12 protein-coding genes are annotated in these 13,416 nt (G+C 49.5%); all 12 read left to right on the top strand.

Annotation, left to right across the window (positions count from 1 at the left end; all coding sequences use genetic code 11):
* The first annotated feature begins 24 nt into the window (after positions 1-24).
* The 12 genes from F752_RS0104210 (at position 25) to F752_RS0104155 (ending at position 13,387) form a co-directional block, all read left to right on the top strand.
* Positions 25-1,266, top strand: coding sequence for a glycoside hydrolase family 88/105 protein (locus F752_RS0104210; RefSeq protein ID WP_017730483.1), 1,242 nt, complete (start codon positions 25-27; stop codon positions 1,264-1,266).
* A complete protein-coding gene (locus F752_RS0104205; protein ID WP_017730482.1) occupies positions 1,250-2,284 on the top strand; it encodes a pectinesterase family protein in 1,035 nt (344 codons plus the stop codon). The genes F752_RS0104210 and F752_RS0104205 overlap by 17 nt, the downstream gene beginning before the upstream one ends.
* A gap of 32 nt (positions 2,285-2,316) precedes the next feature.
* Complete coding sequence (locus tag F752_RS0104200) at positions 2,317-3,960, top strand: glycoside hydrolase family 43 protein (RefSeq protein ID WP_017730481.1); 1,644 nt, start codon at positions 2,317-2,319, stop codon at positions 3,958-3,960.
* Between the two features lie 35 nt (positions 3,961-3,995).
* A complete protein-coding gene (locus F752_RS0104195) occupies positions 3,996-5,699 on the top strand; it encodes a glycoside hydrolase family 28 protein (protein ID WP_152425032.1) in 1,704 nt (567 codons plus the stop codon).
* A gap of 72 nt (positions 5,700-5,771) precedes the next feature.
* Positions 5,772-6,566: a rhamnogalacturonan acetylesterase gene (locus tag F752_RS0104190; protein WP_017730479.1), complete on the top strand. Its 795-nt coding sequence runs from the start codon at positions 5,772-5,774 to the stop codon at positions 6,564-6,566.
* Between the two features lie 30 nt (positions 6,567-6,596).
* The gene (locus F752_RS23420) at positions 6,597-7,628 is read left to right on the top strand and encodes a pectinesterase family protein (RefSeq protein WP_169331905.1); all 1,032 of its coding nucleotides are present in this window, start codon (positions 6,597-6,599) and stop codon (positions 7,626-7,628) included.
* The gene (locus F752_RS0104180) at positions 7,613-8,593 is read left to right on the top strand and encodes an alpha/beta hydrolase (protein ID WP_040664182.1); all 981 of its coding nucleotides are present in this window, start codon (positions 7,613-7,615) and stop codon (positions 8,591-8,593) included. The genes F752_RS23420 and F752_RS0104180 overlap by 16 nt, the downstream gene beginning before the upstream one ends.
* Positions 8,594-8,607: 14 nt before the next feature.
* Entirely contained in the window at positions 8,608-9,006 is a 399-nt protein-coding gene (locus tag F752_RS0104175; protein WP_017730476.1) for a VOC family protein, read from the top strand.
* 29 nt (positions 9,007-9,035) lie between these two features.
* Positions 9,036-10,490, top strand: coding sequence for a glycoside hydrolase family 28 protein (locus tag F752_RS0104170; protein ID WP_017730475.1), 1,455 nt, complete (start codon positions 9,036-9,038; stop codon positions 10,488-10,490).
* Positions 10,491-10,514: 24 nt separating this feature from the next.
* Positions 10,515-11,279, top strand: coding sequence for a rhamnogalacturonan acetylesterase (locus F752_RS0104165; RefSeq protein WP_152425020.1), 765 nt, complete (start codon positions 10,515-10,517; stop codon positions 11,277-11,279).
* Positions 11,280-12,302, top strand: coding sequence for a 3-dehydro-L-gulonate 2-dehydrogenase (gene yiaK, locus F752_RS0104160; protein WP_017730473.1), 1,023 nt, complete (start codon positions 11,280-11,282; stop codon positions 12,300-12,302).
* Between the two features lie 53 nt (positions 12,303-12,355).
* Entirely contained in the window at positions 12,356-13,387 is a 1,032-nt protein-coding gene (locus F752_RS0104155) for a Gfo/Idh/MocA family protein (RefSeq protein WP_017730472.1), read from the top strand.
* Positions 13,388-13,416 lie beyond the last annotated feature (29 nt).

Raw genomic sequence — 13,416 nt, 5'->3', positions numbered from 1 at the left:
TAAAAGATATAAAAACAGAATAGCATGAAACTGACCACCTACGCTTTACCGATACTTCTCTTGTTCGGCACCGCCTGTAGCTCCGGAAACGATACGGCTGAAACAGCCGATGCCACTGATGCTGCAGTTGAAACCGCCGAAGAACCTCTCTACGTGCAGATGGCGCTTTCAGATATGGAGAGAAACCCCGAGGGCTGGGATATCGACTTTAATGAAAAACCAAAATGGGAGTATACTCACGGCCTCATGATGACCGCCCTGAATAAAGTATATGAAAAAACCGGCGATGAGCGCTACCTTGAGTATATAAAAAATTACGCCGACTTCATGCTGAATGAAGATGGCACCAGCATTAAAACCTATGAGTTAGACGATTATAATATAGACCGGGTAAACCCAGGTAAATTCCTCATAGAGCTCTATAAAGAAACCGGCGATGAGAAATACCGCAATGCAGTAGAATTACTTCGTAAGCAAATGCGCGAACATCCCCGCACTTCCGAAGGAGGCTTTTGGCATAAAAAGCGCTACCCGCACCAAATGTGGCTCGACGGCCTCTATATGGCGTCTCCTTTCCTGGCTAAATATGCCACGGAATTTAATGAACCTGCCCTTTACGACGATGTAGCAAACCAGATTATCCTGGTTGACAAGTATACCTGGAATGAAGAAAAAGGCCTCTGGCACCATGGCTGGGATGAAAGCCGCGAACAAAAGTGGGCTGACCCTGAAACCGGCCGCTCTCCTGAGGCATGGGGCCGCGCCATGGGCTGGTATGCCATGGCTCTGGTCGATGTGCTGGATTACTTCCCCGAAGACCACCCGAAGCGCGATGAAATCCTGAATATCGTTCAGAAAATGGCCGATGCGATTGTGAATTACCAGGATCCTGAAACCGGCCTTTGGTGGCAGGTACCCGAATATGGAGGGCGTGAAGGCAACTATCTCGAGGCCTCTGCCTCCAGCATGTTTGTCTACTTCCTGGCCAAAGCTGTTAAAAATGATTACATCGACGATAAGTATCTGGCCGATGCTAAAGAAGGCTACCAGGGGATACTGAAGGAGTTTATTGAGTATGAAGAAGATGGCGATGTAAGCCTCACCGATGTGGTATCTGTTTCCGGCCTGGGCGGCGACCCTTACCGCAGTGGTACTTATGAATACTACCTCAGCGAACCTATACGCGATAATGACCCTAAAGGGGTTGGGCCCTTTATTATGGCTTCCATGCTGATGGAAGAGCTGAATAATGAAAACGCTGACTAAAGTAATGCCCAATATGCCTTTTAAGCTACTAAAGAACCTCTTCACACTAGTTGTAGTGCTGTGCTTCGGCTGTTTACAGCTGCAGGCCCAGGACTATGACTTTGTGGTAGCGAAAGATGGCAGTGGCGATTTTACCAGCGTGCAGGAGGCCATTATGGCTGTGCCGGATTTCCGCAAAGCAACTACCACCATTTTTATAAAAAATGGGGTGTACAAGGAAAAGCTCATTCTACCTACTTCCAAAACAAAAGTCTGGATGATAGGGGAGGATGTGGAGAAAACCATTATTACCCACGATGATTTCGCTTCTAAAGAGAATATTTTCGGAGAAGAAATGGGAACTACCGGCTCCACCAGCTTTTATGTGTTTGGCGATGAATTTACTGCCGAAAACATCACCTTCGAAAATTCAGCCGGTCCGGTAGGGCAGGCCGTAGCAGTTCGGGTCGATGGCGATAAAGTTATTTTTAACAATTGTCGCTTCCTGGGCAATCAGGATACATTATATCCGCATGGGCGCGATAGCCGCCAGTACTACAGAGATTGCTATATCGAAGGGACTACCGACTTTATCTTCGGCTGGTCGACTGCCGTTTTCGAAAACTGCGAAATATTCAGTAAGAAAGGCGGAAGCTATATAACAGCTGCCTCTACTGAAGAGGGAGAGCCATATGGCTTCGTATTCATCGACTGCAGGCTCACCACCAATGCGCCGGAGGATTCTTTTTACCTGGGGCGGCCCTGGCGGCCTTATGCCAAAACGGTATTCATCAATACCGAGATGGGTGAGCACATCCGGCCCGAAGGCTGGCATAACTGGGATAAACCCCATGCCGAAAAAACGGCTTTTTATGCCGAATACAATTCTAGTGGTCCCGGCGCTGCGCCGGAAGAACGGGTAGAATGGTCGCACCAGTTAACCGAAGAAGAGCTGGAGGATTATGCCATCATCAAGATTTTCGACGGCTGGAATCCGGAAGAACGACTCGCCGCAGGACCGGACGCGGCTGTCGAATAGATGAAGGAACTGATTGAAAACAGAAAAAAGTTATGATGCAAAAGAACCTATATACCCTCTGCGGCACTCTTTTCCTGAGCACTTTAGGAATGGCCGGGTTTGCGCAGGAGCAAAAAGCCCCTGTTTCGGAAGTATGGGTGGCCGACCAGGGCGATGGAACCTATATCAATCCCATTCTCCATGCCGATTATTCCGACCCGGATGTGGTAAGGGTAGGGGACGACTTCTATATGACGGCCTCCAGTTTTAATGCGGTACCGGGCCTGCCTATTCTGCACTCCAAAGATCTGGTGAACTGGAAATTGATTGGCCATGCCCTGGACCGCCAGCCGCCTTTTGAGCACTTCTCCAAGCCACAGCATGGCAATGGCGTATGGGCGCCTTCCATCCGCTACCACAATGGTGAGTACTATATCTATTATGGCGACCCTGATTTTGGCATTTATATGGTCAAAGCCAAAGACCCTGTCGGCCCCTGGGAGGAGCCTGTGCTGGTACAGGAGGGCAAAGGCCTGATTGACCCCAGTCCGCTCTGGGATGATGATGGCAATGCCTATCTCGTACATGCCTATGCAGGCAGCCGGGCAGGTATTAAAAGCATTCTGGTCGTGAACAAAATGAGCCCCGATGGAACAAAGCTGCTCGATGAAGGCACCATTGTTTTCGACGGGCACGGAGAGCACCGCACCGTAGAGGGTCCGAAGTTCTTTAAAAAGAATGGCTACTACTATATTCTGGCCCCGGCCGGAGGGGTAACTCATGGCTGGCAACTGGCGCTGCGTTCCAAAAATGTATATGGCCCTTACGAAGAAAAGGTGGTCATGCACCAAGGCGACACTGACATCAATGGTCCGCACCAGGGTGGTCTGGTAGAACTGCCATCGGGAGAATCCTGGTTTGTGCACTTTCAGGATAAGGAAGCGTATGGCCGGGTGGTACACCTGAATCCGGTCAACTGGAAAAATGGCTGGCCTGTAATGGGTGAGGATAAAGATGGCGACGGTACCGGCGAGCCTGTTACCCGTTACAAAAAGCCGGATGTAGGCCAAACCTACGCCATTGCTACTCCGCCCGATTCTGATGAATTTAATGCGGTCGAGATGGGCAGGCAGTGGCAGTGGCATGCCAACCCTGAGGCTACCTGGGCTTTTCTGAATCCAACAAAAGGCAGTCTGCGCCTGTATACGGACCAATTGCCGGAAGAGGCAACCAACCTGTGGGGAGCACCTAACCTGCTCCTGCAGAAATTCCCTGCCGAAGAATTTACAGCTACTACCAAGCTGAGCTTCCACCCCAACGAGGAGCTGACGAACGAAAGAACCGGTCTGCTGTTGATGGGCGAAGATTATGCCAGCCTGCACCTGGTAAGCAAGGAAGATGGCATCTACCTGGCACAAACGGTGGTGGATGATGCCCATGAAGGAACGGAGCCCAGGGAAGAAATCATTAAAAAGGTAGATGGTGATGAAATATACCTGCGGGTAAAAGTAAAAGAAGGGGCGAAAAGTCAGTTCAGCTACAGCGAAAACGGGAAGCGCTTTAAAGAAGTAGGAGAAGAATTTACCGCCGTGCCCGGCCGCTGGATAGGCGCCAAGGTAGGACTATATGCTACCCGCGAAGAAAAAATTAATGATTCGGGCTTTGCCGATTATGACTGGTTCCGGATTACCGAATAAAAAACAAAAAAAAACAAAAGGATATGAAAAGGAAAATGAAAAATAGCTGGCTGGTGCTGTTTTTAATGGCTGCTGGCATCTTTGAGGTTGGGTGCCAGAGCCAGTCAGCCAATGCACAGGAATTAGCTGCTGAGCCTGTTGAAGATATTTATGAAGGGGTGGAGTTTGATATGCCAAGAGTACAGGAAACAGAGTTTCCCGATTACAGCGTGAATATCAAGGATTTTGGTGCAGTAGGCGATGGCATTACGAAAAATACCGATGCCATTGCCAGGGCTATTGAAGCTGTTGCCTCCAAGGGTGGAGGAACGGTTATCATTCCCCGTGGCATCTGGCTTACCGGTCCCATCATCATGAAGAGTAATGTTAATCTGTACACTGAGCAGGGAGCCCTTGTAAAGTTTAGCAGAGATTTTGATGATTACCACCTGGTAGAAACCAGCTTTGAGGGGCTTGATACCTGGCGCAACATTTCCCCAATATATGCGAAGGAAGTAGAAAATATTGCCTTTACCGGCCATGGAGTATTCGATGGATCCGGCGATGCCTGGCGCTATGTTAAGAAAAGCAAAATGACGCCTCCCAACTGGGAAAAGCTCGTGGAATCAGGTGGGGTTTTGAATGAAGAAGGTGATATGTGGTTCCCGACAGCCGAATCGCTGAAAGGCCATCAGATGACGGAAAACTTTAATGTGCCTCCTTTTAAAACAAGAGAAGAATATGAGCAGGTAAAAGACTTCCTGCGCCCGGTAATGGTGAGTATCGTTAAATCGAAGCGCGTATTACTCGATGGCCCCACCTTCCAGAATTCTCCTGCCTGGAACATCCACCCGCTCATGAGCGAGGATGTTATTGTCCGTAACCTGACCGTACGTAACCCATGGTACGCGCAAAACGGCGATGGTATTGACCTGGAGAGCTGCAAGAATGTGCTGATTTACAACAATACTTTTGATGTGGGCGACGATGCTATATGCTTTAAATCAGGTAAAAATGAAGATGGTCGCCGCAGAGGCATGCCCACCGAAAATGTAATTGTTAAAAACAATGTGGTTTATCATGGCCATGGCGGCTTTGTGGTAGGGAGCGAAATGTCCGGTGGAGTGCGTAATGTGCACGTATCGAATTGTACTTTTATGGGAACCGATGTGGGCATCCGCTTTAAGAGTACCCGCGGCCGTGGTGGTGTGGTGGAGAATATCTGGATTTCCAATATCGACATGATTAACATTCCTACCGAAGCAATTCGCTTTAATATGTTCTACCAGGGCAATTCGCCCATTCTGGAGCAGGACGAAAAAGCAGAAGCCGAAGAACGAGATGGCCGCATTATGCCGGTTACCGAAGAAACGCCCATTTTCCGTAATATCTTTATGAAGAATATCACCGCCACCGGTACCAACACTGCCGCCAAATTCCAGGGACTACCTGAAATGAAACTGGAAAATGTAGTGTTGGAAGATGCACTGCTTGAAACCGAAAACGGGATTATCATGATTGATGCCGATGATATTAAACTAATCGATGTAACGGTTTTTAATGATGAAGGCCCGGCACTTACGATTTTCAACAGCGAAAATGTGGAGGTGGAAGACTTTGAGTACAGAGAAAAAGTAGACCCTGTGGTGCGCCTGCTGGGCGGATTCAATGAAAATATCAGCCTTAGCAAGGAGAGTTTCGGCGATGCCGAGATTGTGCTGGGCCAGAATGCAGAGGAAAGTGATTATGTAATAGAATAAAATCGAGAGTTGAAGAGCCTGGGCTGCATTTTGTAGTCCGGGCTTTTTTTTCGATCTTAAACGGATATTCAAATGAAAACAAATGCTGCGGGCTTCTTTCTGTTACTGATCGGCTTCCTAACAATGTCTTTTTTTCTCTCTCAGAATGACCCGGTAAAGGTCTGGCTGATTGGGGACTCTACCATGGCCGATTATTCACTATATGAAGGTGAGGATTATATGAAGGACCGCTATCCGCTCACGGGCTGGGGACAGGTGTTTCAGCCTTTTATGAGCTCCGACAGTCTGCACAAGCTTAATCACCTCATTAAGGCCGACAGTGCCATTGTAGTGAATAAAGCACGGGGTGGCCGCAGTACCCGCACTTTCTTCGAAGAAGGCCGCTGGCGCGAGGTCTACAATGGCCTGCAAGAGGGCGATTTGGTGTTGATTCAGTTTGGTCATAACGATGCGGCTGAAAGTAAACCGGAGCGCTATGTGAATGTCGAAGGCTACAAAGAGTACCTGCGTCTGTATGTAAAACAGGCCCGGGAGAAAGGAGCCACACCAATCCTCCTGACCCCGGTAAACCGCAACTATCCCTGGGAAAACGGGCAGCTCTCAAACGTGCATGGAGAATATCCGCAGGCCATGAAGGAAGTGGCAGAGGAGCTTGATGTACCGCTTATTGACCTTACCCAGCGCTCCATCGACCATTTTACGGCCATGGGTGAGGAGTATGTGAGTAAGCATTATTTTATGAATTTGCCGGAAGGGAAATACGAGGCCTACCCCGAAGGAGAAAGCGATAATACCCACTTTCAGCCCGAAGGAGCCCGTGCCGTTGCCCGCCTGGTATTCGAAGGACTACAGGATTTGGAGCAATAGAATAGAGGAAAGGAGTAGTTAATGAAGCAAATGAACCGACAGCATATTTTTAAAAGAGAGCAAATCCGCAGCAGCATGCTTAAAAGTCTGCTGCTTTGCTGCCTCCTGTGGGGGAGCATTATACCTTTTGCAGTGGCTGGTTCTTCATCGGCTACTGAGCCTGAATACGATATCGTGGTGGCTAAAGACGGCACCGGCGATTATGAATACCTGCAGGATGCTATTGATGCCATTCGCGCCTTTACGCCTGTTCCACGGACAATTTTTATCAAGAATGGAATCTACAAAGAAAAAGTACTGATTCCCGCCTGGGTGACAGACATTACGCTATTAGGCGAAAGTGTCGACAGCACCATCCTTACCTTCGACGACCATGCAGGAAGAGGAAAGATGGGCACCTTCGATACCTATACCCTCCGTATTGAGGGCAATGATATCAAGCTGGAAAACCTTACCGTTGCCAATACAGCAGGACCAGTCGGGCAGGCCGTGGCCCTGCATGCGGAAGGTGATCGCCTGGTATTCCGTAACTGCCGTTTCCTGGGCGATCAGGACACCATTTTTGCTTCCGGCGAAAATTCCCGCCAGTACTATGTCGACTGCTATATCGAAGGCACTACTGATTTTATATTTGGTCCCGCCACGGCCCTTTTCGAGGACTGCCACATCCACAGCGAAAAGAATTCCTACATCACGGCCGCTTCAACGCCTTCCTGGGTAAAGTATGGCTATGTCTTTTTAGATTGCACTTTTACGGCCGAAGAGGGGGTAGACGAGGTGTACCTGGGCAGGCCCTGGCGCGATTATGCCGAAACGGTATTTATCAATTGCGATTTTGGCCCGCATATCAGGCCCGAAGGCTGGCACAACTGGGGGAGACCAGAAGCAGAAGAAACCAGCTTTTATGCTGAATATGGCAATACCGGTCCCGGTGCCGATACTACAGAGCGGGTAGCATGGTCGCACCAGCTGACGGAGGAAGAGGCGGCAGAATACACCATTGAAAATATTTTTGCCGGAGAAGGAGCCCTGGAAGAGGAGGAGAGATGGTACGAACGTTAAGAAAATTCACTATTGCAGCAAGCTTTAGCTTATTGCTAAGCCCCTTAATGGCGCAGGAGGTCGACTACCCGCGCGACACTTCCTATACCCTCCACAGTGCTTTTCAGAAGTATGTAAAGAGGCACCCTTTTATTAAAATCGTAAAGGCCGAAATACCAGAGGACGTTGCTAAAAAGGAGGATTTGGTATATCGCCAGCTGGGAAACAGAGATCTGAAGCTGGATGTGTATTATCCTGCGCAAAAAAAAGAAAAATACCCGGCCGTACTGCTGGTACATGGTGGTGGCTGGCGCACCGGCGACCCGTCATTACTGGAACCCATGGCACAGCGGCTGGCGGCCGAAGGTTATGTAACCATTTTGCCTGAGTATCGGCTTTCGCTGGAAGCCCCTTATCCGGCCGCTTTGCACGACTTAAAAGCAGCGGTGCGCTGGCTCCGGACACAATCCCAGGAGTTTCCTATCGATACTGCCAAAGTAGCTGTGCTGGGCGCATCAGCCGGCGGACAGCTGGCGGCGCTGCTCGGTACGACCAGTGGATTGCCAAAGTTTGAAGGAGAGGGGGGAAATAACCAGTATTCAAGTGCTGTACAGGCCATTGTCGATATCGATGGGGTGCTGGCCTTCCACCATCCGGAGTCTGAAGAAGGAAGTATGGCGGCCCAGTGGCTTGGCGGAACTTATGAGGAAGTACCGGAAAATTGGGAAGAAGCCTCTGCTTTGCGGCATGCAGGTAGCCAAACGCCGCCGATGCTCTTTATCGGCAGCGCTTTTCCCCGCTTTCTGGCCGGAAAAAATGATATGCTGAAAATATTAAACCAATACGATATTTACACCGAAAGCTACACCCTGCCGGAAGCACCACATTCCTTCTGGCTTTTCCATCCCTGGTTTGAGCCTACCCTGGATTATACCCTCGGCTTTCTCGACCGGGTGTTGAAAGAAAAGGAAGTAGAGCTGAAATAGAAAAATGAACGTTTATGAAATTAGAACATTTTGCCCTCAATGTAGCCAAACCTCTTGCCATGGCCAGTTGGTATGTAGAGCACCTTGGATTGCGGGTGGTTCGTCAAATGAAGGAAGCACCCTATACTACTTTCCTGGCCGATAGCAGTGGCCGCATCATGATAGAAATTTATCTGAACCCGGCCAATGAGGTGCCTGCTTATCGGGAAATGAACCCGTTGCTGGTGCATCTGGCGTTTGTGTCGGAAAATCCGGCAGAAGACAGCCGACGTCTGCAGGAAGCGGGTGCCATCCAGGTGACAGAGCAACAATTAGAGGATGGTTCGCACCTGGTCATGCTACGCGACCCCTGGGGCCTGGCCCTGCAGCTTTGCAAAAGAGGCAGTCCTATGCTGTCGGAGAAGGAATTATAAACAGAAGTAAAACCATAGTGATATATTGTATGATGAAGATGAAATCAACCAACTATTTTTCAAGTTTACTGGCAGCCCTGGCGCTGCTGCTTTTTACAGCCTGCGGAAACCAGCCGACGGCAACTGAAGGAGAGACCGAAGCGGTAATGGCTGCTGATGCATGGGATGAGGTCGACGAAATTCTGGAACAAATTGAACCACCAACGTTTCCGGACAGAGATTTTGTAATTACGGAATTCGGCGCCGTAGCCGATGGAGAAACGGACAATACCGAGGCCATACGCAAAGCAATTATCGCCTGTAACGAAGCAGGTGGCGGGCGTGTGGTAGTACCCGAAGGAGAATTCTTTACCGGTCCCATCCACCTGCTGAGCAACGTAAACCTGCATGTAAGTGAAGATGCTACCCTGCTCTTCTCTACCAATCCTAAAGATTACCTGCCGCTGGTATTTACCCGCTGGGAAGGGGTAGAGCTCATGAACTATTCCCCATTAATTTATGCTTTTGAGCAGGAAAATATCGCCATCACCGGCAAAGGTACACTTGATGGTCAGGCCAATGAAACCAACTGGTGGCCATGGAAAGGCAAGAAAGAATACGGCTGGAAAGAAGGAATGCCTAACCAGAATGACGAGGACAAAAGAGCCGCTCTCTTCCAGATGGCTGAAGACGGTGTTCCGGTAGAGGAACGCATATTCGGCGAAGGCTTTTACCTGCGCCCACAGTTCGTGCAGCCTTACCGCAGTAAAAACATCCTCATTGAAGATGTTACCATTATCAATTCTCCTATGTGGATTCTTAACCCGGTATTGTGCGAAAATGTAACCATAGAAGGAGTAAGAGTGGTAAGCCATGGACCTAATTCCGATGGCTGCGACCCAGAATCGAGCAAAAATGTGCTCATCAAGGACTGCTACTTCAACACCGGTGACGACTGTATCGCCATCAAGTCAGGCCGGAATGCCGATGGTCGCCGCATCAATGTACCAAGCGAGAACATCGTGATCCAGGGCTGTACCATGGTCGACGGACATGGCGGCGTGGTAATTGGCAGTGAAATCAGTGGAGGGGTGCGTAATGTATTTGCTGAAGACTGTGAAATGAGCAGCCCTAACCTGGAAAGAGCCCTGCGCATTAAAACCAGCTCTATGCGTGGCGGCATCGTGGAAAACGTTTATCTGCGCAATATAGAAGTAGGGCAGGTGGCCGACCAGGTAATTCGGGTAAATATGTTCTACGAAGACTCAGGAGCCTTTATCCCTACCGTGCGAAACATTGAAGTGAAGAATATGACGGTAGAAAACGGTGGTGAAGTAGGGGTACTGCTCGAAGGCTATGAGCAGTCGCCTGTACAGAATGTGCGCCTCATTAACGTAGAAATTGAAGAGGTGGAAGAACCTTTTATCTTCTCGAATGTAGAGGATATTGTGTTCGAAGATGTGATAATCAATGGAGAGGAAATAGAACTGGAGGAGGAGCTTTAAGCTCCTCTTTTTTTCAAAAAGCTTATGAAAAAACGAATGATGTATGTCGGCTCACTGCTGCTAGGTACGTTGCTTATGTCTTTTCTCATTCAACAGAAAGATCCCATCAAAGTTTACCTGATTGGCGATTCCACCATGTCGGTAAAAGAAGTGGAGGATTATCCTGAAACCGGTTGGGGCATGCCCTTTGTCTATTTCTTCGATGAAAGTGTGGAGGTAGAGAACCATGCCAAAAATGGCCGCAGCACCAAGAGCTTTATTGCTGAAAACCGCTGGGAGCCGGTATTGGAAAACCTGCAGCCGGATGACTATGTCTTTATCCAGTTTGGGCATAACGATGAGGTAAAATCTAAAGTAGGGCGGTATACCACCCCCGAAGAGTACAGTGCCAATTTAAGCCGATTTGTAGAGGAAAGCCGGAGCAAGGGAGCTAAACCGATACTGCTCACTCCTGTGGCCCGCCGAAAGTTTAATGAGGCAGGAGAGGTGCAGGGCACGCATGAACAATACTCCGCCATTGTGAGAAAAGTAGCCAGTGAACTGCAGGTGCCGCTCATCGATATGGACAAAAAAAGCCAGAGCCTGCTGCAGGAAATGGGCCCGGAAAAATCCATCCTGCTGTATATGCACCTGGAGCCGGGAGAGCATCCGAATTACCCGGAGGGGGTGGAGGATGATACCCACTTTAACGAACTGGGTGCGCGCAAAATGGCCCAGCTGGTGCTTGCAGAAATCAGGAATCTGGACATGGACCTGGCCGACAGAATTGTAAAACCGGAAGAAGATTAAATGGGAGCGGAGCCGGCCATGAGAGTTCCTTTTGCGGAATTGCAGCAAACGCTGGAAAAAGTATTGCTGCGCTATGGTTTTAGTGCAGAACGGGCCAGCCTTTGTGCCACCTTATTCGCTAAAGCCAGCCTGGATGGGGTGGCCTCTCACGGGCTTAACCGCTTCCCGCTCTTTTTAAAACTGGTAGAAGAAGGCTATATAAAAGTAGCAGCCGAACCAAAGCTGCTTGGCTCATTCGGTCCCTTTGAACGCTGGGACGGGCAGTTTGGTCCGGGGCCTTTAAACGCCTGGCATGCCATGGAACGGGCCATTTCTCTTGCCCAAAAGTCCGGGCTCGGCTGTGTGGCGCTTCGAAATACCAACCACTGGATGCGAGCTGGCAACTATGGCTGGCAGGCGGTGGAGGCAGGCTGCATCGGCATATGTTTTACCAACACCAAGCCCAATATGCCGGCCTGGGGAGGCAGCGAGCCGGTACTGGGGAATAATCCGTTGGTCGTGGCTATTCCCCGTAAGAAAGGGCCCATTGTGCTGGATATGGCCCTCTCGCAGTTTTCTTACGGCAAAATAAGCAGCTACCTCTGCAAAGGCGAGCAACTGCCCTATGAGGGCGGCTTTGGTGAGAATGGTGAACTAACGAAAGACCCTGGCAAAATTCTGGAAAAAGAGCTGGGCCTGCCTGTTGGTCTGTGGAAAGGCGCTGGTTTTTCGCTGGTGCTGGATATACTGGCGGCTGTTTTAGCCGATGGAGATGCAACCCATGAAATTGGCCGGCAGGAAGAGGAAACTGGTATTTCGCAGGTCTTTCTGTGTTTCGATATTCGAAAGCTGGGAATAGAGGAATACCCGGAGGAGAAAGTGGAGACTATAATTCAAAACCTGAAAGCCTCAGCGACCTTTGAGGGTTCCAAAGTTCATTATCCGGGAGAGCAAAGCCTGGCTGCCCGCCAACATAACCTGCAGCACGGAGTTCCGGTAGATCGGGAGATCTGGCAGGAAGTGCTGGCTCATTTACCATCCTGAGCATGACCAGCACTACACCTAATTTCCTTGTTGAGCAATAACTTCTTCAAAAAATGGAACAGAAAAAAACAGGCTTTGCCATTATCGGTACCGGTGCCATTGCCAGGCATCATGCCAGAAGCATCCAGGAACTGGAATCTTCCGAGCTCCTGGCCGTTTGTAGCCGCTCACCAGAACGAGCTGCCGAGGCTGAAGATCGTTTTGGTGTGAAAGCCTATTCCGATATGGAAGAAATGTTGAACCGGCCGGATATCGAGGTGGTGGCGATTTGTACCGAAAGCGGTTATCATCTGGAGCCTGCTTTGGCGGCTGCCAGAGCCGGAAAACATGTCCTCATAGAAAAGCCCATAGAAGTGACACTGGAGCGTACAGATGAAATAATTGCAGCCTGCCGTTCCGCCGGAGTAAAACTGGGTGTTATCTTTCAAAACCGCTTTACACCAGGTTACCTCCGCTTAAGGGAAGCAGTACAGAAAGATTTGCTGGGACGGCTCATCATGGGGAATGCCTATATCAAATGGTTCAGGCACCCGGAATATTACAGCAGCAGCCAGTGGAAAGGAACGATAAAGGGAGATGGAGGCGCAGCGCTCATTAACCAGGGTATCCACACCATTGACCTTCTATTGGATATTATGCCGGAAGTGGAAAGTGTGTACGGGCAGGTAAAAACGGTTTTACACGATATTGAAGGGGAAGATCTGGGGCTGGCCATGCTTAACTTTATAGGAGGGGCTATGGGAACGATAGAAGGGGGAACTTCTTTATATCCCGGCTACCCGGAGCGCCTGGAGGTGTATGGAGAAAAAGGCAGTGTGATACTGGAAGGGGGCGAAATTAAGCAGTGGAATATTCAGGGGGAGGAAGAACTCCCAAAAAAGGAAAAAGCTGCTGAAAAAAGTGGTTCGGCCGACCCCATGGCTATTAGCCACCAGCTTCACCTGGCACAAATAAAAGATATGGTAGAGGCGGTACAGGAAAATCGGGAGCCACTCGTGAATGGTGAAACAGCCCGTAAATCGCTGGCCTTGATTCTGGCTGTTTATCAGTCCTCTAAAGAAAATAAACCTGTTTCCCTGCGTTAGCACTTGAATCAGAGCTGCCTTGGTCAATT

Source organism: Nafulsella turpanensis ZLM-10 (assembly GCF_000346615.1).
Lineage (GTDB): Bacteria > Bacteroidota > Bacteroidia > Cytophagales > Cyclobacteriaceae > Nafulsella > Nafulsella turpanensis.
Note: the sequence above shows the minus strand (reverse complement) of the source record. Positions and strands in the feature narration are given on the sequence as shown.

What these genes read in the sequence shown, in the direction of transcription:
- F752_RS0104195 (WP_152425032.1), top strand. Translation starts at nt 3,996, where the DNA reads ATGAAAAATAGCTGGCTGGTGCTGTTTTTAATGGCTGCTGGCATCTTT.
- F752_RS0104180 (WP_040664182.1), top strand. Translation starts at nt 7,613, where the DNA reads ATGGTACGAACGTTAAGAAAATTCACTATTGCAGCAAGCTTTAGCTTA.
- F752_RS0104190 (WP_017730479.1), top strand. Translation starts at nt 5,772, where the DNA reads ATGAAAACAAATGCTGCGGGCTTCTTTCTGTTACTGATCGGCTTCCTA.
- F752_RS0104155 (WP_017730472.1), top strand. Translation starts at nt 12,356, where the DNA reads ATGGAACAGAAAAAAACAGGCTTTGCCATTATCGGTACCGGTGCCATT.
- F752_RS0104175 (WP_017730476.1), top strand. Translation starts at nt 8,608, where the DNA reads ATGAAATTAGAACATTTTGCCCTCAATGTAGCCAAACCTCTTGCCATG.
- F752_RS0104205 (WP_017730482.1), top strand. Translation starts at nt 1,250, where the DNA reads ATGAAAACGCTGACTAAAGTAATGCCCAATATGCCTTTTAAGCTACTA.
- yiaK (WP_017730473.1), top strand. Translation starts at nt 11,280, where the DNA reads ATGGGAGCGGAGCCGGCCATGAGAGTTCCTTTTGCGGAATTGCAGCAA.
- F752_RS0104165 (WP_152425020.1), top strand. Translation starts at nt 10,515, where the DNA reads ATGAAAAAACGAATGATGTATGTCGGCTCACTGCTGCTAGGTACGTTG.
- F752_RS0104200 (WP_017730481.1), top strand. Translation starts at nt 2,317, where the DNA reads ATGATGCAAAAGAACCTATATACCCTCTGCGGCACTCTTTTCCTGAGC.
- F752_RS23420 (WP_169331905.1), top strand. Translation starts at nt 6,597, where the DNA reads ATGAACCGACAGCATATTTTTAAAAGAGAGCAAATCCGCAGCAGCATG.
- F752_RS0104170 (WP_017730475.1), top strand. Translation starts at nt 9,036, where the DNA reads ATGATGAAGATGAAATCAACCAACTATTTTTCAAGTTTACTGGCAGCC.
- F752_RS0104210 (WP_017730483.1), top strand. Translation starts at nt 25, where the DNA reads ATGAAACTGACCACCTACGCTTTACCGATACTTCTCTTGTTCGGCACC.